Source organism: Sphingorhabdus sp. (assembly GCF_040079335.1).
Classification (GTDB): Bacteria; Pseudomonadota; Alphaproteobacteria; order Sphingomonadales; family Sphingomonadaceae; genus Sphingorhabdus_B.
Map to the genome: position 1 here is coordinate 1 of NZ_JBEBKL010000031.1, position 23,238 is coordinate 23,238.

Sequence of the window (23,238 nt, forward strand, 5' to 3'; positions counted from 1 at the left end):
CTCCCTCCCACGCCTTCGGCGCGGGCCCCTCCCTCTCCCGCAAGGGGAGAGGGGGTTATCACGCCACCAACCCTAACGGCTTCTCCACAAGTTCCTTGAACACCTTCATCATTTCCGCCCCGTCGGCGCCGTCAATCGCGCGGTGGTCGAAGCTGCCGGTGGCGCTCATCACCGTGGCAATCGCGAGTGCGTCATCGACCACATAGGGCCGCTTTTCGCCTGCGCCGATTGCCATGATCATCGCTTGCGGCGGGTTGATGACGGCTTCGAATTGCTTGATGCCCATCATACCCATGTTGGAGATCGAGGCGGTGCCGCCCTGGAATTCGTGCGGTTGCAGCTTGCCATCCTTCGCCTTGGCGGCGAGTGCGGACATTTCGGTGGAGATGGTCGAGAGCGATTTGTTCGCAGCATCGACGATGATCGGGGTGATCAGACCGGTGGGCACCGACACCGCGACGCTGATGTCTGCACGGCTATATTGCAGCATGGTATCGCCCGCGAAGCTGACATTGCATTTGGGAACCTGGATCAGCGCCAGCGCCAGTGCCTTGATCAGCATATCGTTGACCGACAGTTTTACGCCGCGGCTTTCGAGGCTGGCGTTCAGTTCGCCGCGCAGCTTGAGCAGCGCATCAAGGCGGACGTCGACCGTCAGGTAGATATGCGGAACCTGCTGCTTGCTCTCGGTCAGGCGGCGCGCAATCGTCTTGCGCATATTGCTGAGTTTGACGACTTCGTGCGGGATGCCGAAGTCGGGGACTGCTGCAGGTGCAGTTGTAACCGATGCGGTCGCGGTAGGAGCAGGAGCGGCGGCACCGGACTTGGCACCTTCAACATCAGCCTTGACAATGCGGCCATTGGGACCGGTTCCCGTCAGTCCAGCCAGATCGACGCCCTTATCTGCGGCAATCCGGCGAGCAAGCGGGCTGGCCTTTATGCGATCGCCAGAGGCGGCAACAAGCGCCGCTGGAGCGGGCGCCGCGACGGGTGGAGGAGGAGTCGGCGCCGTTGGTGCTTCCGTTTTTGCAGCCACTGGCGCTGGTGCTGCTGCCTTGGCGGGAGCGGCACCTTCATCCTCACCCTGTATCATCGCGATCACGGTGCCGACCTTCACCCCATCGGTGCCCTCGGCCACTAAAATCTGAGAAATCACGCCTTCGTCGACCGCCTCAAACTCCATCGTCGCCTTGTCGGTTTCAATCTCCGCAATCAGATCGCCCGACGACACACTGTCGCCTTCTTTCACCAGCCAGCGGGCAAGCGTGCCCTCCTCCATGGTGGGGGACAGTGCGGGCATTTTGAGCTCGATGGGCATCAGGACATCCTGTTTATGGTCTGGCTTTATCGCAGCGGCATAAGGGCTTGGTTTCCCCAGCGTCAAGCGGCTATCGCTTGCACTCCGATAAGTTTTGACGCAGGTTCATACGAATACATAAAGGGTCGGCACCCAAGCCGCGACGGGGAAACGGCGATGCGCACCTATCTGGTTGTTATTGACGAGACCGAAGAGGCGCGCCTCGCGCTCCGCTTTGCCGCGCGCCGTGCCGCCAAAACCGGTGGCAGTTTGCATATATTGACCTTGGTTGAGCGCGCCGATTTCGTCGCCTGGGGCGGCGTGCAAGCGACGATGGAGGCTGAGAACCGCGAAAAGGCTGAAGAACTGGTGCGTGCGGCCGCGGGCTCGATCTTTGACGAACTGGGTATCCAGCCGAGCATCACCATCAAGGATGGCGAAGGCGTCGATGTGGTCAAAGAAATGCTCGACGAACATCCGGAGATTGCGGCGCTGGTGCTGGGTGCCGCCGCACAGGGAAATCCCGGCCCGATGGTCGCGCACTTTACCGGCAACAATGCGGGCTCGCTGCCCTGCCCTGTGATGGTGATACCGGGGTCGCTCAGCGATGCGGCACTGGATGAATTGAGCTGATTTTTTTGTTTCGCGCAGAGGCGCGGAGTTTCGCAGAGACGCAGAGAGTTTTTCCTGAGCCGAAGGCTCATTTCACTATTGTCGGTTAAAATCCAAGCGGTGCGTTCAATTTGAAAGCGGCTTCGCCGCAGACACGCTTCTCTGCGTCTCTGCGAAACTCCGCGTCTCTGCGTGAAACCCTTCTAACGCTTTTTCTTACCCTGATGCCGGATATTCGAAGGCCGCCCGCGCTTCCCGGCCATGTGTTTGCCCTTATGTTTGACGCCAGATGGCCGTTGCATGCGCGCGGGTGCATAGCTGCCGCCTTCGGGCAACTCGAAGCGTAGCGCGCCCGACACCGGATTGGCTTCTGCCAGACGCAATTTGAGCCGCATTCCGGGGCGATATTCATCGCCGCTATCCTCGCCGGTCAGTGTCTGGCTGGCCTCATCATAGACAAAGCGCTCGGCTCCCATGGTTGAGACCGGAACCAAACCATCGCCGCCAATCGACTCTACTGTTGCGAAAAATCCGAAATTCTGCACGCCGGTGATGCGCGCATCGATGATCTGGCCGATCTGTGATGACAGGAAGGCGGCGACATAGCGGTCGGTGGTTTCGCGTTCGGCCTCCATCGCGCGGCGTTCGGCGCGGCTGATCATTTCGGATGTGACGTCAAGCCGTTCGAAATCCTTGGCAGACAAGCCGGTAACTGGTTTGATTGATCCATCCTTGGGTGCAGGCATTTCGAGATCATAGGCGCTCACCAGCGCACGGTGGACAATCAGGTCGGCATAGCGGCGGATCGGCGAGGTGAAATGCGCATAGCTGCCCAGCGCCAGCCCAAAATGCCCGGCATTTTGCGGGGTGTAATAGGCCTGTGTCTGGCTGCGCAGCACCGCTTCCATGATTTGCGGCAGGATTTCGTCATGCTCCTGCACCTTGTCGATAATCGCGTTGAAGGTGGATGGTCGGACCACCTGACCCAATGCGAATTCAAGATCGAAGGTCTTGAGATAGTCCTTGAGCGCGACGAGTTTTTCGCGCGCTGGCGGTTCGTGCACGCGGTAAATCAGCGGGGATTTCTTTTCCTCCAGCGCTTTGGCTGCCGCGACATTGGCCGCGATCATGAAATCCTCAATCACCTGATGCGCGTCGAGATGCTCACGCACCGCAACGCCAACCACCCTGCCCTCGTCGTCGAGAGTGATGCGTCGTTCGGGCAGGTTGAGCTCCAACGGCCCACGCCGGTTTCTGGCTTTTTTGAGCAAGTCCCAGCACGCCCAGAGCGGCTTGAGCGCCGGTTCGAGCATTGGATGCTCCAGTGTCCCGTCGATCGCATCCTGCGCATCCTGATAAGGAATATTGGCGGAAATCCGGGCGATTGCGCGGGTGAAACACCATGACGTCACTTGACCCCCGGAATCAATCTGCATGTGGCAAGCAAGCACCGCACGGTCCTCGTTCGCCCGCAGCGAACATTTGTCAGACGACAATGCATGCGGCAGCATCGGGACGACGCGATCGGGGAAATAAACGCTATTCCCGCGCTTTGCCGCCTCTCGGTCGAGGGCACTGCCCGGGCGTACATAATAGCTGACATCAGCTATGGCGACGATAGCTTTGAAACCATTTGCATTTTTCGGATCGTCATCTGGCGTTGCCCAAACCGCATCGTCGAAATCTCGCGCATCCCTTGGGTCAATCGCGATGATCGACAAATGGCGCAAATCCTCGCGTTTATCGGCGGTGACCGGCAGCTTGCTGACATGCAGCGCCTCTGTTTCGACTTCTTCGGGAATTTCAAATGGAATCCCAAACTTGTGGATGGCAATCAGGCTGAAGCTGCGCGGTGCAAAGGGATCGCCCAGCACATCGGTAACCCGCGCCTTCTTCTGCCCTGCCCGTCCGCCCAGTTCTGCCAGCACCAGATCTCCGGGCTGCGCTTCGCCGATTTCGAACAGCGGGATGTCGAATCGCGCCTTTTTATCGGTAGATTTCAGCCAGAAACGACCGTTGTCGCTCTCATCCACCACACCCAATATCTGCTCGCTGGCCTTGGCGAGCTTTTTCATCGGATGGGCAAGCCAGCCCTTCCCCGCCTCTTCGGTGCGCGCAAGGATGCGATCACCTATCCCCAGCGCACCCTTGCGCCCGCGTTCAACGACGCGCAGCTTGGGCGAAGGAATCCCCTCCGCCTCCCAGCGTTCGGGAATGGCGATTAGCTGGTTACCGTCGATATCAACGATCTTAAGCACGGTTACGCGTGGAACACCGCCCATCTTGTGAAACGCCCTGCCCGGGGCTGCATCGATCAGCCCCTCATCGGTCATGTCCTTGAGCAGCGCCTTCAGCGCAATTTTGTCGCTGCCATGCAGCCCAAAAGCGCGCGATATTTCCCGCTTGCCGGCAGGTTCCGTGGATTGCTCAATGAACTCGAGGATTTGCTCGCGTGTCGGGAGGCCCGGCAGATGGCGCGGCTTGCGCGTCAAATCAGTAAGTCCGACCGATGAGGATGCGTTCGACCGCAGGCTCCCCGGTGAAGAAGCATTTGCCGCCGACCGGTGCGGCATCAAGCGGCGTGTTGCGCATGGTCAACTTCAATGCCTTTAGCTGTTCGACAATCTTGTCGAGGGCAGCACCGCTGGGACGCGCCCATTGCACTTCGACCCAGCCGGCAAACTTGGCCTCATCGCCCTTGAAATGCGCGGTGAGATCGGTGACGTCACGGGCGATATTGGCTTCGAGCCGTGCTTTGGCTTCACTGTGGAGCGTGGTCTGGATTTCCTCAAGCACCGCGGCAGCACTGGAGACCAAATCCCCACGCAGCGTGAAGGCCGTCGCTAGCTTGCCATCATCCTTGTATAGCCGGTCACGGCGCAGCACAGCGGCTTTGCCCTCAGATACGTCGCGAGGACCAACCTCGACGATGATCGGCGCACCCTTTTTCACCCACGCCCAGCGCTTGTTCGATGCCTTGGCTGCTTTGGTATCGAGCAACACGCGTACAGGTTCACCAAATGCCGATAGAGCGCCCAGTTCTTTCCAGAGCTCGCGGCAATAATCGAGCACTGCGGCGTCACCATCATCGTCGCGCAGCATCGGCACGATCACGATCTGCCAAGGTGCGATTTGCGGCGGGCAACGCAGGCCGTCATCGTCGCCATGCGTCATGATGACGCCGCCGATCATGCGCGTTGAAACCCCCCAACTCGTCGTATGGGCGAATTGTTGCCCGCCTTCCTTATCCTGATATTTGATGCCCGATGCCTCGGCAAAGCCCGTGCCCAGATAGTGCGAAGTGCCGGCCTGCAACGCCTTGCCATCCTGCATCATCGCTTCGATCGAATAGGTTGCAACGGCGCCAGGGAAGCGTTCATTTTCGGGCTTTTCACCGGCCACCACCGGCATAGCCAGCGGGCCTTCGGCAAAGGCGCGATACATTTCCAGTGCGCGCATCGTTTCCTGCATCGCGTCTTCGCGATCGACATGCGCGGTATGCCCTTCCTGCCAGAGGAATTCGCTGGTGCGCAGGAACATGCGGGTGCGCATTTCCCAACGCACGACATTGGCCCATTGGTTCACCAGCAAAGGCAAGTCGCGCCAGCTCTGCACCCAGCGGCTCATCGCGGCACCGATCACGGTTTCAGATGTAGGCCGCACGACCAGCGGCTCTTCCAGTTTCGATTCAGGGTCGGGTATCAGTTTGCCCTTGCCGTCGCCGACAAGCCGGTGATGGGTGACAACCGCCATTTCCTTTGCAAAACCTTCGACATGGTCCGCCTCCTTCTCAAAGAAGGAGAGCGGAATGAAGAGCGGGAAATAGCAATTTTCAACGCCCGCTTTCTTGATTTCGGCATCCATCAGCTTCTGGATGCGCTCCCACATGCCATAGCCCCAGGGGCGGATAACCATGCAGCCGCGCACACCCGATTCTTCGGCAAGATCTGCTTCGGAAATGACCTCCTGATACCATGCGGCGAAATTTTGTTGGCGGGTGACGGATAATGCGTGTTTCATAGGGCCGCGCGATAGCGGAGGCACCCGGCAACGGCAAGCATTGCCGCAACCGGACAATTGTAAAGCCAGCTTTTGTCTATGTCGGAAAAGATGCTATAAGCCGGAGCGGGAATGGGGGAGTAGCGGATGCAACGCTCATATATGTTGCAAATGGGGCATGGGCTTTTGCTGGTAGCATGGCTGATTGCTGGCCATGACGATGTGTCTGCTCAAACCGCAGGTACCGCCGCGCCAACTACGGCTGATCAACAGGCACCACAGCAATCGTCTTCGGCACCGGCCCCAACGGCGACATCAGCGCCGAAAGACAGCGGAATCAAGGTTGATCCGGTACAAGCGGCCAAGACAATCTATAATATTTTTGGCAAGAAAAAGAAGCAACAGCCGCCGCAGCCAACGGTGCAGACAGCGCCGATACCGCAGGCCGAAATCCCTGCATCTGACCCGGTCGTGGCATCGCCGATGCCCGCCCAAGTGCAAAATAGTTCAACCCCCAAAACCGTCTTCCCGCCTCAGCCAACTGTCAAGCCCATCGTGAATAGCCCGGCTGTGCAACCGAACAAGAAGTCGGCGACCCCGCCGTCCCAAAGTCCGGTTGACCAAAATATTGTTCAGGAGCCCGCGCAGCAAAGCAACGTCGCACCCGCGATCAGTTCGGCTGCACTGAAAACTCCGCCAACTCCGGTGCTGGTGCCAGCGGACGAAATCGTGACCAATAGCGTTCCGGAATGGACCCTGATTGCGGCCTTTTTGGCGCTGGTCGCTCTCGTCATGGCAGGTTTGAAATGGTTCTTCTTTCCCAAGGCGCGCTTGGATCTGGAATTTGAAACCGGAGACAGTCGGCTGATCAATGTGGCGTCACCTTTTGTAACGCTTCCCGACGCCACATTTGACGTGGAGTTTGAATGGGGCTTCCCAAGCGCTCCGGATTTCAAGTTTTTGCAAACCGGGGGACAAACATGAATGAAGGTCTTTATGTAGATCTGGGGACGCTTGTTTCACAGCAGGCCTTTGATGATGCCGCCGCGACGATAAGCGCACAGCAAGACGAAGAGGGCGGAAGCCGGATGAAGCGCGCCCTGTCTGTTCTTGGCGGACCGAAAATAGCGTCGCTCATGGCGGAAAAACTGGCACAGATCGATCTCCTGCCTATTTTTGCAAGGGCATGGGGCGGATCACCGGAATTGAAAGCCGAAGCGGATAAAAGTGCCGCTGATCCCAACCCCAAATTCGTTCGGCTTGGAAAATTCGAACAGATTGTTGAACTTTTTCCGATCGTGAAAATTTCGGTGCTGGGGTTGACCAGTCAGCCGCTCAAACTTTCGCTGACGCTAGAGGCCGAGTTCGACGCGGTCGAGGTCGGTTTGGCAAAAGGGCATATTGTCGAAGCTGGCGGTGGTGTATGCCAGTTGGTCGCGCTGCTGCGATATGGCCAATTTTCGTTTCCGGCAGGCCTGCCGCCAGTCGAATTCAAACTTGGGAGCGGCCGAAAGTTCGAACAACCCGGCATCAAAATAACCGGCAAAAAAGCCGAAGAATCTGCGGCGGATTAAGGCGAAAAACTATTCCCCCGAAAGCTTGTCGATCTTCGCTTGCAGTTCGGCCATCTGCTTCTTCAGGTCGTCAAGATTCTCACCCACTTTTTCTTTCTTGCTACCCAACCCGCCAAGATTGGGCACCAAGGCATCACGCGCCGCCTTCATCATTTCAATATTCTGTTTGGCGATATGGCCAAAGGGGCCGGAGGTAAGCGCGTTCTCGATCACATCCTGAACCTGCTTCTGGTTCTTGCGGAAATTATCCATCGAGCTTTCAAGGAATTGCGGAACGAGGCCCTGCATCGAATCCCCGTAGAGCGCGATGATCTGGCGCAGGAAGTTGACAGGCAGCATGCTCTTGCCGCCATTTTCCTCTTCCATGATGATCTGGGTCAGCACGCTGTGGGTAATATCGTCGCCGGTCTTGGCGTCGATGACCTTGAACTCGACATCCTTGCGCGTCAGTTCAGCCAGAAAGTCGAGCGTGATATATTTGGATGACTGGGTATTGTAGAGACGCCGGTTCGCATATTTTTTGATGATTATCGGGCTGCCGGGTTTGGCAGAATCTGCTTTGCGTGCCATATATAGAGTCCCTTGAAAGCCATGTTCAATTGGGTCTTTGCACCAGTTTCTCCCGCACTGCAACATACCCAGCGCTTGACCGCATTCGACGCAAGCAAGTGATTCGATTACAATGCCGATTTCACAAACCAAAAACTGAAAATCGTGCGTATGTGCTGACATCACACAAAATAATTTGTCCTCCTTGCACCAAAATGCGCCGGGCAACGGATGCATTGAATCGTAATAAATCGACAGTCAATTGGTATCGAATGTAACGAAATTACGCGGCGCTCAATTCCAGCGCAATATTTAACTGTAAGTCGAGGGTTATAGTTAATCTCGGACTGTTGCCAATCCGCAACACGAGCAAAACAACGGCTTCAAAGTGCAAGTCACCGCTTGCACAAAAGCTTTCGCTGCGCTTATCCCATCAATTAACCGACAATGAATATTTAGCTGGGGAGCTTTCAATGAAAAAGTCTGCGTTTCTGGTTGCGGGATCCGCAATCAGCCTTGCTCTTTTAACTGCCACGCCGTCCTATGCCCAAGAGGCAGCGGAATCGGACGATTCGGCAGGTGAAGCGGCAACGGTCGAAGAAAATGGAAAACTAATCGTCGTATCGGGTTCACGCATCGCGCGTCCGAATGATACAGCGACGGTTCCAATCATCACGATTGAAGCAGATGACTTAACGGGTCATGGCGACGTTTCATTGGGCGATAAGTTGAACCAACTGCCCGCTTTGCGTTCGACATTCAGTCTTGCTAACTCGACTGGTGCGATCGGGACTTCGGGCCTCAACTTCCTCGACCTTCGCGGTTTGGGCACCACACGCACGCTTGTCCTCGTAAATGGACGCCGCCATGTGACTGCCTCTCCAGGCACGTATCGCATGGACGTGAACACAATTCCGGCCGATTTGCTTGAACGCGTTGACGTTATTACCGGCGGCAGTTCGGCCGTTTACGGTTCTGATGCTATCGCAGGCGTGGTTAATTTCGTTTTGAAGCGTGACTTTGAGGGCGTCAAACTGCGCGGCCAGGGCGGTGTATCGACATATGGTGACCGCGGTGCCTATTTCCTGAGCGGTGTCGCCGGCCAGAATTTCTTCGACGGCCGCGTCAACGCCGCGATCGCGATGGAATATTCGAAAAACAGCACGTTATATTTCTCGGATCGTCCTTATTACGCCAATGTCCCGGGGTTTGTGACCGACCAGATTACGACGGCGCCGAATCGCAACTTTGACGGAATTCCGAACACCAAGTTCATAGATGGTGGCATTCGCTTTGGTAATATCTCGCAGGGTGGTTATGTTATTACCGCTTGCCCAGTAGCGACGGCGACAAACACAGCCCGCGTTGCTGCAGTTTGCACCGGACAATTGACTCCGACCGGCGGTCGCATCAATTACAACTATTCGTTCGACCCCGATGGTAATCTGTTGAGGGACGTTCCGGCAGAAGATCGGCGCCCTATTGGCGGTGGCGTAATCGGAGGACTTAGCTCAACAGGCGTCGAAGACGCGATGTTACAGCCCGGCGTTGAGCGTTATGCGACAAATCTTTTGCTCAGCGGTGATTTTTCGTCTGCGTTCCAGCCTTTCCTTGAGGCAAAATATGTCCGGGTCAACGCGAACCAGCAAAGTGCTCAGCCGACCTTTATCGCAGGCACTTTGAGCCCGACTTTCAGCGTCAGCAATCCATTCCTGACCGCGCAGGCGCGCGCAACGCTTGCGACGATCCTTGCGCCAGGCGCGACAACCTTCACCATGCAGCGTTTCAACAACGATTTTGGTCCTCGTTCGGAGCTCCACAAGCGTGAAACGTACCGTATTGTTGGTGGTGCAGCTGGCGAACTCGATTCAGGCACGAACACGCGATACGAAATTGCGTTGAACTATGGTCGCACCGAAAACTCCCACACGACGGGTGGTAACGTGCTTCTCAGCCGTTATCGCAATGCGGTCAATGCGGTGCTTAGTGGAGGTCAGATCGTATGCGGTATCAATGCTGACGCGATCACGACCAATGATGATGCCGCATGCGTTCCCTTGAACGTATTCGGTCAGGGCAAGCCTTCGAAGGCCGCCCTCGATTATTTCATCTATGATTCAAAGCGTGTCCAGACCGCTTCACAGTTGAATGCAACTGCTTTCCTTTCAGGCACGACCGAAGGTCTGTTCGAAATGCCCGGTGGCGCAATTGGTTGGGTTCTTGGTGCTGAATATCGTCGGGAAAAAGCGACATCGGTTTGGGATGACGTGACCACTTCGGGTGCGACTTTCCTCAACTCTATCCTTCCTTTCCGTCCGCCAGCTGCGAAGGTGAAAGAGGCTTTTGGCGAACTTCGCATTCCAATTTTGGCAGATCTTCCGTTTGCACATGAGCTGACGCTTGAAGGTTCGGCTCGTATTTCCGACTATGGCAATTCGTCCAAGGCGGTTTGGGCCTATAATGTCGGCGCGATTTGGGCTCCGATCCCGGACATTCGCTTGCGTGTCGGTTATGCAAAGGCCGTGCGTGCGCCTACCCTATCGGATAGCTTTGCAACCCGCTCGGAAACCTTCAACGCGGTTACCGATCCATGCAACCAAACCGGTGCAGGCGGCGTAGCCGACGGGCCGAACCGTGCGGCAAACTGCGCTGCTGCGGGAATTCCGACGACGATTACTTACTTAGCCGATGATGGCACGCCAACTACCCGACCCTGGACCAATATCCTCGGTGCGAACCTAGTTGGCTTCAATCAGGGCAATGCCGGTTTGTTGCCTGAAACGGGTAAGTCGTTGACTATCGGTGGCGTTTTCCAGCCAAGCTTCCTGCCTGGCTTTACATTGTCGGTGGACTATTACCGTATCAATGTCGCCAACGTCATTTCAGGGTTGACGGCACAGGCGATCATCAACCGTTGCTATGATGATCCCGGTGGCATCGGCAACCCGTTCTGCTCGGCCGTTTTCCGTCGTAGCACTGGCGATGTACTGACCAATTTTACTTTTGCAGGTCAGAGCACACGCCGTTTGGAAAACCGTTCGGACGTTGTTATTCCGCGTGCCGGTTCGGAAGTCGGCTTCATCAACCAGCCCTTCAACTTTGCTGCGTTGAAAACTGCGGGTATCGACGTTGACGCGTCTTACCGAACCAAGATTGGAGAAAAGACCAATCTGAGTTTGCGTGCAGTTGTTAGCTGGGTCGATCGTCGCGAGAATTTCAGCTACATTACGACCCCCGACCGTTCAGATCGTCTGCATGGCACACTGGGTGATCCCGTTTGGGCCGCTTCATTTACCGGCAACCTTGACTTTGGCCCGGTCGATGTGAACTACAACGCACGCTATGTCGGCAAGCAGATCATTTCCAACTTCGCTTGGGAAACCTTCTTCCCGCACCAGGGCCGTACGCCCACGAATCCGGATGCACGTCCGACACCTTGGTACTCAGCAGTGATCTATCACAACGTCCGCGTTGGTTGGGATGTCAATCCGAAATTCCGCTTCTATGCAGGTGTCGACAATCTTACCAACGAACTGCCGCAGCTTGATGCAACCGGGATTGGTAATGACGCGATCTATCCGAACACCGGTCGCTTCTTCTTCGCCGGCGCGCAGGTCAACTTCTGATACCGCCGCAATAAATAGAGAAAAAGGGCGCCTCGCTTAGGCGCCCTTTTTCGTTTCGGGATCACAGCATATTAGACTGAATACGCTAGGTTAGCTCCAGATGCGCTCGAATCTGCGTTCCAATCCGGTCAGCAATTCATATTGCGACATCCCGCTTGCGTTGGCAGCATGATCGAGTTGAAACTCAACAGCTAGCCAATCACCTTCGGCAAGCTGCCCCCGGCTATTGGAAATATCAACCGTGACCAGATCCATCGACACCCGGCCAACTAACGGAAAGTGCTCCGGGCCTGATCTGCAAGAGCCCGTATTGGAAAAACCCCTGAAGTAACCGTCGGCATATCCCAGACTGATCGTCGCAAGTGATATGGTGTCTGTAGTTGTGTACGTCGCATTATAGCCAACGGGCATTCCGCTAACGAGCTGCCTGATCTGCAATATCCGCGATTCAGGCCAGACGACCTGTTTTATGCCGCTAGCAAGCTCGAGTCGCGGGACACCGCCATAGACTGCAAGCCCTGGTCGGGTAAGGTCGAGACAATAATCCTCGCCCAGGGCAATGCCTGCACTATTGGCCAAGCTTTTGCGCTGCGCCTTGATAGCATTCCCGGACTCAAGAAATACCGCCAATTGCTGCCCATTTTGCGCAACATCTTCGTCCGCAGATGCCAAATGCGACATCAATATGTCGATTTCCAAGCCGTCGAGCAGTTCCGACGTAGCTTGTTCCGGCCCCAAACCGAGCCGGTTGATGCCGCTGTCGATCATGACATGGCACTTCGCGCCGCCCGCTGCTCTCCAAAGCGAAATCTGTTGGGGCGTGTTGAGAACAGGCACGGCACCCAGCGCACGCGCAGGCGCAATGTCGGCTTCGCAAATGCCATTGAGGACGGCGATTGATTCTGCAGGTATCAAGTCCGCTAGCGCTTCCGCCTCGCTCCAATGGGCTACGAAAAAATCCCTGCAGCCCGCGGCCCATAACCTGGGGACAACCTCGCGTGCGCCCAAGCCGTAAGCGTCGGCCTTAACTGCGGCGCCCGTGCTGGCTTTTCCGCTGAGGCGGGCCATTGTCTTCCAGTTGGCAACCAAAGCCTCGCTATCGAGGCGCAAACGCAAAGGAGCCGGAAAGGTCAATCGAGATCCTTGTCCCTGTTTTCGGGCAGCCAGATCAGGCTAACGATGAAGGCCATCGCAACCACGCCCACCCCATACCAAAGACCGTTAAACGCGCCGCCGGTTTTGACCACGATATATTGCGAAATCAGAGGCAAGAATCCTCCAAAATACCCTGTGCCAATATGATAGGGTATCGACATGGAGGTATAACGGATTTTCGCTGGAAACATCTCCACCAGGATAGCGGCGACCTGCCCGTAGGTCAGTGCGGACAATGCCACCAGTGCAGCCACCACCAATATGATGACTAATCCGTTCCGCTGCTTTGGATCGGACTCGTTCGGATAACCGGCAGCCTCCAAAGCTGCGATATAGGCCTTTTCATCGAAACCTTGCACTTCGGCAGTGCCGACCTTCAACACGGTTTCTTTTCCGCCGGATTTGGAATAGCTGATGCCTCGTTTGGAAAGGAAGTTCAAAGCCTTGGCACATTCGCTTTGATGCTTGCTTGCAAAAACATTGAAATCGCACTCGGGTGAAACAAGCATGACCGGAGACGAAGCCGTCGCCTGTGACAGTGCCGGATTCGCTGCATCAGCCATCGTCCAGAATAAGGGGAATGTCAGCAACATCGACAAGGCGTAGCCGATCAACAGGATTTTCTTGCGCCCAAAATGGTCGGACATCCAACCGGCAGCGACATAAAGCGGTGCAGCAATCGCCGCCCCCACCGCCATATACAGCAGCGCGTCAGTCTCTGGCACTCGCGCTGTGCCTGTGAGGAAATAGAGCGTGTAGAATTGCGACGTGTAGTAAATAACGGTCAAACCGGCAGCAACGCCAAACATCGCAATAAAGATCCGCTTCACATTGCCGGGATACCGAAAGCTCTCGGTGAAGGGATTTTTGGAAACCGTTCCAGCGGCCTTCATCGCCGAAAAAACCGGACTTTCGGACAGTTTGAGCCGAATCCACAGCGAAATGGCAAGAAGCAGAATGGAAATGATGAAGGGCACGCGCCAGCCCCAAGCTTCGAATTCTGCGGGATCGCTGATAATGGTCCGCGTGACCAAAACAACCAACACGGCGAGAAGGAATCCACCCGCAACCGAGGCCTGAATCCAGCTCGTATATTGGCCGCGCTTTCCTTTCGGCGCATGTTCGGCGACATAAATGGCCGCGCCGCCATATTCGCCACCGAGCGCCAGCCCTTGCAGGCACCGCATCAGCAAAAGCAAAACGGCGGCCCAAATACCTACTTGTTCGAAAGTTGGCAAAAAGCCGATTGCCGCTGTGGCGCCACCCATCAGCGTTATGGTCACAAGAAAGGTATATTTCCGTCCGATCTTGTCGCCGAAATAACCGAACAGGATTGCGCCAAGCGGACGCACCCCGAAACCGGCGCCGAACACCGCAAGGCTGGCCAATGTAGCCGCCGTCGGGTTGTCCGACGGGAAGAACAGCTTCCCGATCAGCGCCCCCAATATGCCGTAAACGAAAAAGTCGTACCATTCGAACACCGTGCCCAGCGACGATGCCGTAATTACGAGCCTGTCGCGCTTGGGATCGATCGTTACCTCGCCTGCCTCTGCTGTGTTCGCCATGGCTTCCCCTTCCCTGTTTAGCCTTTCGCTCCCTCTTAGTTGCAACGCCGTAGCGTTCAAGCCTTGTTGCGTTTGTTTAATCGAGCGATTAACAACATCGTCGAGAGAGTTAAGGAGAGAGAGATGCTGACCAAGGGCGACGAGTACCCAATCCACCAGACCGCGGAACCGATTGCTTTTTCTGGCACTGATCGAAACTTTTATGATCGCTTCTTTTTCTGTGGCTATCGCCCCGATGGATCGGGCTATTTTGGCGCGGCTTTTGGGGTCTATCCTCATCTCAACATAGCGGATGCGCATTTCTCGATCGTGCGCGATGGTACCCAGCATTGCATCCATGCCTCGCGCATTTTGGGTTTCGAGCGGATGGATATGCATTGCGGGCCGATCCGCATCGAAGTCGTCGAGCCGCTCAAGACCGTTCGCCTGATGGTCGACAATCATCAAGGCATTTCTGCCGACCTGACCTTTGAAGTCCGCTCTGCCCCCGTACAGGAACCGCGCTTCACCCGCCGTAATGGTACGCGGATGATGATGGACCTGACGCGATTTACCGTTAACTGCCATGTGTCGGGTTGGGTCGAAGTTGACGGCAAACGCGAAGTCTATGAAGGTGCTTACGGAACGCGCGACCGTAGCTGGGGCGTTCGCTCCATCGGCGCGGCTGACCCGCAACCGGTCGTACCGCCCATGCTTCCGCAATTCTATTGGCTGTGGGCACCGACCAACTTCCCCAACCTCTCGCTCTATGCCCATGTCAATGAGGATGAGAGCGGTGAAGCATGGAACCGCCGCGCCACCCTGATGATGGATGGTGCCAATCAGGAAGGCGGGATGCACTTCCACGAAGACCGCTTCACCATGACCTGGGAGGCCGGCAAACGTCATGCAACGGCCGCACGGCTCGATGTCCGCGATGATGGCGGGCGTGACCATGTGGTCACTTGGGAGCCCATCGACACCTTCATGATGAAGGGCATAGGCTATGGCCATAGTGAATGGATTCATGGCGGATTCAAGGGTGAATTGGCCGTCGAACGTGAAGACTTCCGTCCTGCTGACCTTGATCCTTTGCTGCTGCCGCACCTGCATATCCAGCATGTTGCTATCGCGCGGCATGAAGGCGGCGGGGCAAGTTCCGAAGGCATTGGAATTGTCGAACAGCTCGTCTTTGGCCCGCATGGTCCGAGCGGGTTCAAAGGGCTGAACGACGGTGCCGGCGCATGAGACTTCCCGTCCTTTCGCGCGATGAAATCACCGCCGACTGGCTTACCGGGATGCTGCGCGGCAAAGGCCATGACGTCACTATCGCTTCGGTCGAACTCAAAGCCATTGGCACCGGGCAAGTAGGCGCGACCTATCGGATCAAGCTGAATTTTGAAGGCGACCCGAAGGGCTTCCCGCCTACCATCGTTGCCAAGCTGCCGTCCAATGACGAACTCAGCCGCACGACCGGCAAATCGCATCTGACTTATTTGCGCGAAAGCCGCTTTTACCAGACCTTTGCGGGCAAGAAACCGATGGCGGTGCCCGACTATCTCTACATCGCCTTTGATGAGGACAGCCACGCCTTTACCCTGATCATGCACGACCTGCCTAGCCATGTGCAGGGCAACCAGCTGAGCGAGCCCAGCCGTGAGGAAGCGTTGCTTGCGGTCGATGCCGCTGCCAGCATTCACGCTGCCTGGTGGGGCGATCCAATGATCGACACGCTCGACTGGCCCAACGGAACCAAAGCGGTTCCGCCACAACTCGACAGTGATATGCTGTTCGGCATGTTCTGGCCGGCATTTTGCGATCGTTATGGCGACCGCGTCGATGCCAATATGCGGACGGTGGGCGAAGCATTTCTGGGTAAGCTTAATGCCAATTACGACACCCGCCAAAGCCCGCGCTGCCTGACGCATAACGATTTTCGTCCAGACAATATGCTGTTCAACGTCGACGATCCGGCGAAGCCGATTGTGATTGTCGATTGGCAAACGACCGGCGTGGGCATCGGCGTCGGAGATATCGCTTATTATACCGGCACCGCGTTCGATGCCGGGCATCGCCGTGATATCGAGAGGGAATTGCTAGCGCGCTACCGGACGCAATTGATCGCGCGCGGTGTGCCCGAAGGTGACTTGGCTCACATCGAAGATGATTATTGCCGCTCGGCGGTCGCAGGATTCCTGATGGGTGTAACCGCTGCGATGGTGGTCGAACGCACCGATCGCGGCGACGACATGTTCCTTGCGATGGCGCGCCGTTCTTCGGCGATGGTGCTCGATCATGGTGACAGGGCTCTGCCGCAATGATCCAGTTTATCGATCTTTCGATACCGATCACCAATGATGTGGTTTCAGACCCGCCGGTAATGCGTCCGCAGATCACCTATATGACCCATGAAAATACATGGGAGCAGATTGCGATGTTCTTCCCCGGACTGACGCGGGAGGACTTGCCCGATGGCGAAGGTTGGGCGGTCGAGAGCCTGACGCTCAGCACGCACAATGGCACGCACATGGACGCGCCCTGGCATTTCCATTCGACCACCGACAGCGGCGCCTCCCCTGCCCCTTCGATAGACGAAGCCCCGCTTGACCTGTTCTTCCGCCCCGGAGTAAAACTCGATTTCTCGAACAAGCCGCATGGCCACGTCGCAAGCGCGGCAGAGGTTGAGGCCGAACTGGCGCGGATCGGCTATGAACTGCAGCCGCTCGACATTGTGCTGGTCCAATCGGGTGCGGTCTATGGAACCGACAATTTCACCGATCAGGGTTGCGGCATGGGCGCAGAAGCGACGCTTTACCTCACCGAACGCGGCGTTAAAGTCGTCGGCACCGATGCATGGAGCTGGGACGCGCCCTTCAGCCACACCGCCAAACGCTGGGCCGAAACGCGCGATCCCTCAATCATCTGGGAAGGTCATAAGGCTGGACGTATCCAGCCCTATTATCAGATCGAGAAACTGACCAATCTCGCCGCACTGCCGCCTTATGGATGGCAGCTGAGCTGTTTTCCGGTAAAGATCGAACGTGCCAGTGCGGGGTGGATCAGGGCCGTCGCACTAATTGATTAGAGATTCTGCGTCGCCAGCAGATACAAAGTCCACCCGCTCAGTACCGCTAGCGTCAACCAGGTGACCATCACGCCGAGTGATCGCGGCAGCGGTGGCTTGGTGCTGGCAGGCAGATAGAGGCCCCAGATATGCAGCACGCGACCAAACAGGAACAGCGCGCCTACCGCCATCAGCCCCATATGCCAGGCGTGGCCGAGTTCGAGGAAGGCGAGCAATAGGATCACAATCGGTGCATGTTCGGCGAGATTGCCGTGGCTGCGGCTTGCGCTGATCAATTTGGCATCGCCTGCATCGCCAAAGGCTGCCTGTGCGCGAATGCGCTGGCGGACGGTATCGATGGCTGTGAGCAGCAAAAGCAGCGCGCAGATTGCTGCAACAAAGGCTGTAACCGGAACTGGCATGTGAAAATCTCCCCCTAAAAGTAGTTGCAGCTTAACTGTATATGCCTCCCACGCCAATCGTCGAAATTTACTGGAAAACCCCGTGCGAGACGATAAGGCGGATGAAAGAATATTACTCGGGGGAGTTATAGAATGACCATAGCCGAAGCCACGCCCGAAATCGATCTCGCCGGTCGATCTGACCGCGCCTTTTTGGGCCATCCCAAGGGGTTGGGCTACCTCGCCTTTGTCGAGGGCTGCGAGCGCTTTTCCTATTATTCGATGCAGACATTGCTCGTGCTCTACATGGTCAAATATCTGCTGCTGCCCGAAAATGCTGCGGGGGTCATCGGGCTCGACTGGCTGAAGGGTTGGTATGGCCTTGATGGACAGCCTTTGGCGTCGAAGATATTCGGGGACTACACCTCGCTGGTCTATCTGACGCCGATCGCAGGCGGTTTTATTGCCGACCGCTGGCTGGGACGGCGATCGACACTGATCCTAGGCGGGCTGTTCATGACGCTGGGCCATTTCCTGATGGCGTTTGAAGGCAGCTTCCTGTTCGCGCTGATGGCGCTGATCGTCGGCGTCGGATTGTTCAAAGGCAATATCGCTAGCCAGGTGGGCGAACTCTACAAACCCGAAGACTTGCGCCGCGCAATGGCGTTCCAGATTTTCTACATCGCGATCAACGTCAGCGTGATTGCCGCTCCCTTGGTGGCCGGCACATTGGGTGAGCGTGTGGGCTGGCATTGGGGCTTTGGTACTGCCGGGATTGTGATGGTCCTTGGCCTGATCCTCTACATCATGGCCGGACCATGGCTTCCTGCCGACAACCGGCCGGCCAAAGACGCAAAAGCCAGCGCCGCCAAGGAACCCTTGACCCGGCAAGATTGGCTGCGGATTGTCGCGGTTGTATCGCTGGTTCCCATTCTTGCAGTTGCGCTTTTGACCAACCAGCAGATTTTCAACGCCTATCTGGTTTGGGCCGATACCGACTTCCAGCTGACCTTCTTTGGCCAGACGCTGCCCACGAGCTGGATGATCACCATCGATGCGATTGCCAGCTTTTCGATGCTGGCGGCGGTTGCGGCCTTTTATGTCTGGTATGGCAAAAGGCGGCAGGAGCCCGATGAATTGGGTAAGATGATCATCGGCAGCTTTTTCACCATCGCGGGCGGGCTCTGCCTCTATATGGCGGCGGTAACGCAGGGTGACGGCAAGATCGGGCTATTCTGGCCGCTGATGTTCCACATCTTCAACAGCATCGGCTTTGCGCATATCCTGCCGGTCAGTCTAGCTTTCTTCACCAAACTGGCACCGCGCGCGCTGAACGCCACGATCATCGGCATCTATTATCTGTCCTTTTTCGCCGCGAACAAGATCGTTGGCGAAGTCGGCACATGGTATGAAACAATGGCAACGCCGACATTCTGGTTGTTTCATGTGGGAACGGCAGCGGTTGGACTGGTTGCGTTCGTGATCTTCAAGCTTTTCCTCGCCAAACGGCTTTTGGGCAGCTGAAGTCCATGTCGCTCGCGACGGAATTGCGCGCGCGATTGCTTGAAAAGGCTGACCGTGCCCGCGCACCAGCGATGCAGGCCTATATGAAGTCAGCCATGCCCTATATGGGCGTCGCGTCCGCCGATTTGCGACGAACGTCGAAGGCAGTTTTTGCAGGGCTGGAATATGCCAATGCCGATGGTTGGCGCACCGACATTTTGGCGATCTGGCGCGGCGCGCACTATCGTGAAGAATATTACGCCGCCCTGGAGCTAGCAGGGATGCGCTATGCCCGCCCGTTCCAACGCATGGATGCGCTTCCCATGTACCGCGAGATGATCGAGAGCGGTGGCTGGTGGGATATTATCGACGCCATTGCACCGCACCGGCTTTGGGACATTCTTGAAGCCGAGCGTGATGCGATGCGGGAAACCATGCTGCTTTGGGCCCAAGACGATAATATGTGGGTCAGGCGCAGCGCCATATTGTGCCAATTGCACGCAAAGGCCAAGATGGATATCAACCTGCTCTACGCCTGTATCGAGCCGTCCATCACCTCAAAAGAGTTCTTCCTGCGCAAGGCCATTGGCTGGGTGTTACGCCAATATGCGCGCACCGATGCTGATGAAGTGCGGCACTATGTGGCGGCGAACGAAGATCGCCTGAGCCCGTTGAGCAAGCGCGAGGCCATGAAACACCTCAAATGACGGTGTTTCAGACCAGCCTCACTCCATTTCCAAAATGATCGCATCGACCGCAAGGCTGTCGCCCGCCTTGGCGTTGACCGATTTGACCGTTCCGGATTTCTCGGCGCGCAGGATATTCTCCATCTTCATCGCCTCGACAATTGCAAGCGGTTGACCCGCCTCCACCTTGTCGCCAACATCGACGTGCACGGCGGTGATCAGGCCGGGCATCGGGCAGATGAGATATTTGGAAAGATCGGGCGGGATCTTTTCAATCATATGCGTCGACAGCGGCGCTACGTGTTCGGGCAGGCAGATCACGCTATGGCTTGCACCGCGCGTCGTCATCTTGAAGCCCGAGCCCGATTTGGCAACCTTGACCGCAAGACTCTCACCGTCGGCAATGGCATGCACCATCCGCGCGCCGGGGACATAGTCGGTCTGCAACTCCATCTTTTGGCCATCAACGGTCACCTGACCATTGTGGACGATCACGTCATGCTTCTGCTTGTCGACCGAAACCAGCCAGTTGCGGATCGCAGGCAGGTTATCGCCCAACTGCCCGTCAATATGCCGCGCACGTTCGGACGTGCTGGTCGCAACCACGCCAGCAATCGCGCACAGTTTGCGGATCAGGTCTTCGGATGCGGGTGCACCGGCGAAACCATCGGGATATTCCTCGGCGATAAAGCCGGTGGTCAGCTCGCCCGAGCGGAAGCGCGGGTGCTGCATGATCGCCGAGACGAAATCGATATTATGGCCCAGCCCCTCAAGTTCGAACCGGTCGAGCGCGGCAACCTGTTTGTCCGCCGCCTCGTCGCGGGTTTTGCCCCAGGTGATCAGCTTGGCGATCATCGGGTCGTAGAACATGCTGACTTCGCCACCATCGGCAACGCCGTCATCAACGCGCACGCCATCGACGCCGCGAATATCCCCTGCCCAGCCCGGTACCGGCGGGTTGTAACGCACGATGCGGCCTGTTGAGGGCAGGAAGCCGCGATAGGGGTCTTCGGCATAGACGCGGTTCTCGATCGCCCAGCCGTCGATTTTGATATCGTCCTGCGTCATGGACAGCTTTTCGCCATAAGCGACGCGGATCATCTGTTCGACCAGATCGATGCCGGTGATGCATTCGGTCACCGGATGCTCGACCTGCAGGCGGGTGTTCATTTCAAGGAAGTAGAAGCTTTCGCCCGTGGGGTCAGCACCAGACACGATCAGTTCGACCGTGCCCGCCGAATAATAGCCCACCGCCCGCGAGAGCGCGACGCATTGCTCGCCCATCGCCTTGCGCATCTTGGGGGTGACGAAGGGTGACGGCGCTTCCTCGACAACCTTCTGGTGGCGGCGCTGGATCGAGCATTCGCGCTCGTTGAGGTAAAGGATATTGCCGTGCTGATCGCCCAAGATCTGGATTTCTATATGGCGCGGATTGAGAATGAATTTTTCGATGAAGACGCGGTCGTCGCCAAATGAATTCAGCCCCTCGCGCTTTACCGCGTCAAAGCCTTCGCGCACATCCTTTTCGTCATAGGCAAGCCGCATGCCCTTGCCACCACCACCGGCAGAGGCCTTCATCATCACCGGATAGCCGATCTCGTTCGAGATGCGCACGGCATGTTCGGTATCGTCAATCTCGCCGACAAAGCCGGGGACGACATTGACGCCCGCCTGCATGGCGAGCTTCTTCGATTCGATCTTGTCCCCCATCGCCGCAATCGCGTTCACCGGCGGGCCGATAAAGGCAATGCCCTCCGCTGCCAATGCTTCGGCAAAGCTGGTGCGCTCGGACAGGAAGCCATAGCCCGGATGCACGGCCTCAGCACCCGTGGCCTTGCACGCCTCGATGATCTTCTCGGCGATCAGATAGGACTGGGCGGCGGGCGAAGGTCCGATATGCACCGCCTCATCGGCATCGAGCACAAACGGCGCACGCGCATCGGCATCCGAATAGACGGCGACGGTCTTTATGCCCATGCGGCGGGCAGTTTTGATAACACGACGGGCGATTTCGCCTCGGTTAGCGATCAGGATTTTTTTGAACATTCTATTTCCTATTGTCTCTCAAAATTCGATAGCCTCGATACAAAACCCAAATCGCAACAGCGAAAAACACTGCCCAACCCAATAACGACACCCCGGCGAGCGCAAAGAAACCATCGGGGCCATCCTCGTCTAACGATACCCAATGAATGAGAGCGCCGACCGCGATCAATATCGCTATTGCGGTCAGAACGAGCCTCTCAAAAGCCCATTGCAGATATTCGAACAGCGTCTTCACTCCACTGCTTCCACCGCTTTGCAAGACCGCAGGGGCGCTTGTGCCGTCATGCGGGTCGAGTCCGTACGCATGCTCATCCCTTTTTATCGCACCGGATTTTGAAGCCGCTTTCTGGTGCGACCGGGGTATCAGTCGGAAACAGATATTGCAGCACCAATGCCATCGACTGATGATAGATGGTGTCGTGCCGCATCGCCTTGCGCGGGGTGTAGCACCAGTTTTTGCGGCCATGCAGGGCACGGACAACGCGGTCCATGCCGTGCTGCATATCGCCGCCTTCATTGGCGATGGAGAGATAAAGACGGGGGTCCGTGCCCTTCTTGCGTGTCTTCATCAAACCTTCGGCCTGTTTTGCAAGCCGCTGGTCATCCCACCACAGGCTGGGGCTGATTGCGGCATAGGCATCGAATAGGTTGGGTTGTCGCAGATAGGCTTCGACCACAAACATGCCCGCTAGCGATTCCCCGATGATCGCATCCTGCCCGTTCACGCGGAAGCTGCGCGCAATGAAGGGCTTCACTTCCTCGGCGAGATGCTTGAGGAAAAACCCCGAATAACCAGCCTGAGGAAACTCCTTCAGCAATTCAGGGTTGCCGGTAGGTGCGGTCAATTCCTTGCGTCGGTCCTTGGTTGCGATGCCGACGACAATCACTTCCTGCGACCGCGCCCAGATTGAGCCCAGATGCGAGGTGCCGACGACGTGCATGAAATCCTGATCAAGCCCGCCGTCGACGACATAAAGCACCGGAAATTTGCGGTTGGGATCGGAATAATTGGGCGGCAAATAGACATTAATCGTCCGCTCTTCACCCAAAGCATCGGACACAAAGCTGTGGCTTTCGCCGATCGACACCAGCTTCACATCGGTTTTGGCAGGCGGGGTAGCAAAGGCGTTCGACGAACAGCCTGCGACCAAAGCTAGTGCCAATGCGAAGCGGTGGGCCATC

19 protein-coding genes are annotated in these 23,238 nt (G+C 56.8%); 9 read left to right on the forward strand and 10 right to left on the reverse strand.

What is annotated here, in order from left to right; all coding sequences use genetic code 11:
• Positions 1-58 precede the first annotated feature (58 nt).
• A complete protein-coding gene (locus tag ABL922_RS09655; RefSeq protein ID WP_349024003.1) occupies positions 59-1,318 on the reverse strand; it encodes a pyruvate dehydrogenase complex dihydrolipoamide acetyltransferase in 1,260 nt (419 codons plus the stop codon).
• Positions 1,319-1,474: 156 nt separating this feature from the next.
• On the opposite strand from ABL922_RS09655, the gene ABL922_RS09660 reads away from it, so the two are divergent.
• Positions 1,475-1,930: a universal stress protein gene (locus ABL922_RS09660; RefSeq protein ID WP_349024004.1), complete on the forward strand. Its 456-nt coding sequence runs from the start codon at positions 1,475-1,477 to the stop codon at positions 1,928-1,930.
• A gap of 182 nt (positions 1,931-2,112) precedes the next feature.
• Here ABL922_RS09660 and ABL922_RS09665 read toward each other — a convergent pair whose 3' ends face one another.
• Positions 2,113-4,401 carry a VacB/RNase II family 3'-5' exoribonuclease gene (locus ABL922_RS09665; RefSeq protein WP_349024005.1) on the reverse strand — a complete coding sequence of 763 codons (2,289 nt, stop codon included), beginning with the start codon at positions 4,399-4,401 and terminating at the stop codon, positions 2,113-2,115.
• A 1-nt stretch (position 4,402) separates the two neighbouring features.
• Entirely contained in the window at positions 4,403-5,929 is a 1,527-nt protein-coding gene (proS, locus tag ABL922_RS09670; protein WP_349024006.1) for a proline--tRNA ligase, read from the reverse strand.
• 126 nt (positions 5,930-6,055) lie between these two features.
• Between proS and ABL922_RS09675 the strand changes: the two genes are divergently transcribed.
• Positions 6,056-6,892 (forward strand): hypothetical protein, encoded by an 837-nt coding sequence (locus tag ABL922_RS09675; RefSeq protein WP_349024007.1) that lies wholly within the window; start codon positions 6,056-6,058, stop codon positions 6,890-6,892.
• Positions 6,889-7,482, forward strand: a complete 594-nt coding sequence (locus tag ABL922_RS09680; protein WP_349024008.1) for a hypothetical protein — start codon at positions 6,889-6,891, stop codon at positions 7,480-7,482. Before ABL922_RS09675 ends, ABL922_RS09680 begins: the two co-directional genes overlap by 4 nt.
• A 9-nt stretch (positions 7,483-7,491) precedes the next feature.
• Here the strand turns inward: ABL922_RS09680 and phaR are convergent, their stop codons facing one another.
• Positions 7,492-8,052, reverse strand: a complete 561-nt coding sequence (gene phaR / locus ABL922_RS09685; RefSeq protein WP_349024009.1) for a polyhydroxyalkanoate synthesis repressor PhaR — start codon at positions 8,050-8,052, stop codon at positions 7,492-7,494.
• Between the two features lie 452 nt (positions 8,053-8,504).
• Between phaR and ABL922_RS09690 the strand changes: the two genes are divergently transcribed.
• Positions 8,505-11,657, forward strand: coding sequence for a TonB-dependent receptor (locus tag ABL922_RS09690; protein ID WP_349024010.1), 3,153 nt, complete (start codon positions 8,505-8,507; stop codon positions 11,655-11,657).
• Between the two features lie 90 nt (positions 11,658-11,747).
• Here ABL922_RS09690 and alr read toward each other — a convergent pair whose 3' ends face one another.
• Positions 11,748-12,791, reverse strand: coding sequence for an alanine racemase (alr, locus tag ABL922_RS09695; protein WP_349024011.1), 1,044 nt, complete (start codon positions 12,789-12,791; stop codon positions 11,748-11,750).
• Positions 12,788-14,377, reverse strand: coding sequence for an MFS transporter (locus ABL922_RS09700; protein WP_349024012.1), 1,590 nt, complete (start codon positions 14,375-14,377; stop codon positions 12,788-12,790). The genes alr and ABL922_RS09700 overlap by 4 nt, the downstream gene beginning before the upstream one ends.
• A 123-nt stretch (positions 14,378-14,500) precedes the next feature.
• Between ABL922_RS09700 and ABL922_RS09705 the strand changes: the two genes are divergently transcribed.
• Genes ABL922_RS09705 through ABL922_RS09715 form a run of 3 tightly spaced genes read left to right on the forward strand, consistent with a single transcriptional unit; the run spans position 14,501 to position 17,441 of the window.
• On the forward strand, positions 14,501-15,604 hold the full coding sequence (locus ABL922_RS09705; RefSeq protein ID WP_349024013.1) for a hypothetical protein: 1,104 nt from the start codon (positions 14,501-14,503) through the stop codon (positions 15,602-15,604).
• Positions 15,601-16,677: a phosphotransferase gene (locus tag ABL922_RS09710; RefSeq protein WP_349024014.1), complete on the forward strand. Its 1,077-nt coding sequence runs from the start codon at positions 15,601-15,603 to the stop codon at positions 16,675-16,677. Before ABL922_RS09705 ends, ABL922_RS09710 begins: the two co-directional genes overlap by 4 nt.
• Complete coding sequence (locus ABL922_RS09715) at positions 16,674-17,441, forward strand: cyclase family protein (protein ID WP_349024015.1); 768 nt, start codon at positions 16,674-16,676, stop codon at positions 17,439-17,441. The genes ABL922_RS09710 and ABL922_RS09715 overlap by 4 nt, the downstream gene beginning before the upstream one ends.
• Here ABL922_RS09715 and ABL922_RS09720 read toward each other — a convergent pair.
• Complete coding sequence (locus ABL922_RS09720) at positions 17,438-17,842, reverse strand: MAPEG family protein (protein WP_349024016.1); 405 nt, start codon at positions 17,840-17,842, stop codon at positions 17,438-17,440. The genes ABL922_RS09715 and ABL922_RS09720 overlap by 4 nt on opposite strands.
• A gap of 132 nt (positions 17,843-17,974) precedes the next feature.
• Here ABL922_RS09720 and ABL922_RS09725 point away from each other — a divergent pair, with 132 nt between their 5' ends.
• Together ABL922_RS09725 and ABL922_RS09730 are read left to right on the forward strand one after the other, a co-directional pair.
• Positions 17,975-19,345, forward strand: coding sequence for a peptide MFS transporter (locus ABL922_RS09725; protein WP_349024017.1), 1,371 nt, complete (start codon positions 17,975-17,977; stop codon positions 19,343-19,345).
• 5 nt (positions 19,346-19,350) lie between these two features.
• Entirely contained in the window at positions 19,351-20,031 is a 681-nt protein-coding gene (locus ABL922_RS09730) for a DNA alkylation repair protein (protein WP_349024018.1), read from the forward strand.
• A gap of 18 nt (positions 20,032-20,049) precedes the next feature.
• On the opposite strand, the gene ABL922_RS09735 is transcribed toward ABL922_RS09730, so the two are convergent.
• The 3 genes from ABL922_RS09735 to ABL922_RS09745 form a co-directional block, all read right to left on the reverse strand.
• Positions 20,050-22,056 (reverse strand): acetyl/propionyl/methylcrotonyl-CoA carboxylase subunit alpha, encoded by a 2,007-nt coding sequence (locus ABL922_RS09735; RefSeq protein WP_349024019.1) that lies wholly within the window; start codon positions 22,054-22,056, stop codon positions 20,050-20,052.
• A 1-nt stretch (position 22,057) separates the two neighbouring features.
• The gene (locus ABL922_RS09740; RefSeq protein WP_349024020.1) at positions 22,058-22,291 is read right to left on the reverse strand and encodes a hypothetical protein; all 234 of its coding nucleotides are present in this window, start codon (positions 22,289-22,291) and stop codon (positions 22,058-22,060) included.
• Between the two features lie 73 nt (positions 22,292-22,364).
• Positions 22,365-23,237: an alpha/beta hydrolase-fold protein gene (locus ABL922_RS09745; protein WP_349024021.1), complete on the reverse strand. Its 873-nt coding sequence runs from the start codon at positions 23,235-23,237 to the stop codon at positions 22,365-22,367.
• Between the last annotated feature and the right edge of the window lies 1 nt (position 23,238).

Coding starts and splice junctions, on each gene's coding strand:
- ABL922_RS09705 (WP_349024013.1), top strand. CDS start 14,501: ATGCTGACCAAGGGCGACGAGTACCCAATCCACCAGACCGCGGAACCG.
- ABL922_RS09710 (WP_349024014.1), top strand. CDS start 15,601: ATGAGACTTCCCGTCCTTTCGCGCGATGAAATCACCGCCGACTGGCTT.
- ABL922_RS09745 (WP_349024021.1), bottom strand. CDS start 23,237: ATGGCCCACCGCTTCGCATTGGCACTAGCTTTGGTCGCAGGCTGTTCG.
- ABL922_RS09730 (WP_349024018.1), top strand. CDS start 19,351: ATGTCGCTCGCGACGGAATTGCGCGCGCGATTGCTTGAAAAGGCTGAC.
- ABL922_RS09655 (WP_349024003.1), bottom strand. CDS start 1,318: ATGCCCATCGAGCTCAAAATGCCCGCACTGTCCCCCACCATGGAGGAG.
- proS (WP_349024006.1), bottom strand. CDS start 5,929: ATGAAACACGCATTATCCGTCACCCGCCAACAAAATTTCGCCGCATGG.
- ABL922_RS09680 (WP_349024008.1), top strand. CDS start 6,889: ATGAATGAAGGTCTTTATGTAGATCTGGGGACGCTTGTTTCACAGCAG.
- ABL922_RS09700 (WP_349024012.1), bottom strand. CDS start 14,377: ATGGCGAACACAGCAGAGGCAGGCGAGGTAACGATCGATCCCAAGCGC.
- ABL922_RS09725 (WP_349024017.1), top strand. CDS start 17,975: ATGACCATAGCCGAAGCCACGCCCGAAATCGATCTCGCCGGTCGATCT.
- ABL922_RS09720 (WP_349024016.1), bottom strand. CDS start 17,842: ATGCCAGTTCCGGTTACAGCCTTTGTTGCAGCAATCTGCGCGCTGCTT.
- ABL922_RS09735 (WP_349024019.1), bottom strand. CDS start 22,056: ATGTTCAAAAAAATCCTGATCGCTAACCGAGGCGAAATCGCCCGTCGT.
- phaR (WP_349024009.1), bottom strand. CDS start 8,052: ATGGCACGCAAAGCAGATTCTGCCAAACCCGGCAGCCCGATAATCATC.
- ABL922_RS09690 (WP_349024010.1), top strand. CDS start 8,505: ATGAAAAAGTCTGCGTTTCTGGTTGCGGGATCCGCAATCAGCCTTGCT.
- ABL922_RS09660 (WP_349024004.1), top strand. CDS start 1,475: ATGCGCACCTATCTGGTTGTTATTGACGAGACCGAAGAGGCGCGCCTC.
- ABL922_RS09715 (WP_349024015.1), top strand. CDS start 16,674: ATGATCCAGTTTATCGATCTTTCGATACCGATCACCAATGATGTGGTT.
- ABL922_RS09675 (WP_349024007.1), top strand. CDS start 6,056: ATGCAACGCTCATATATGTTGCAAATGGGGCATGGGCTTTTGCTGGTA.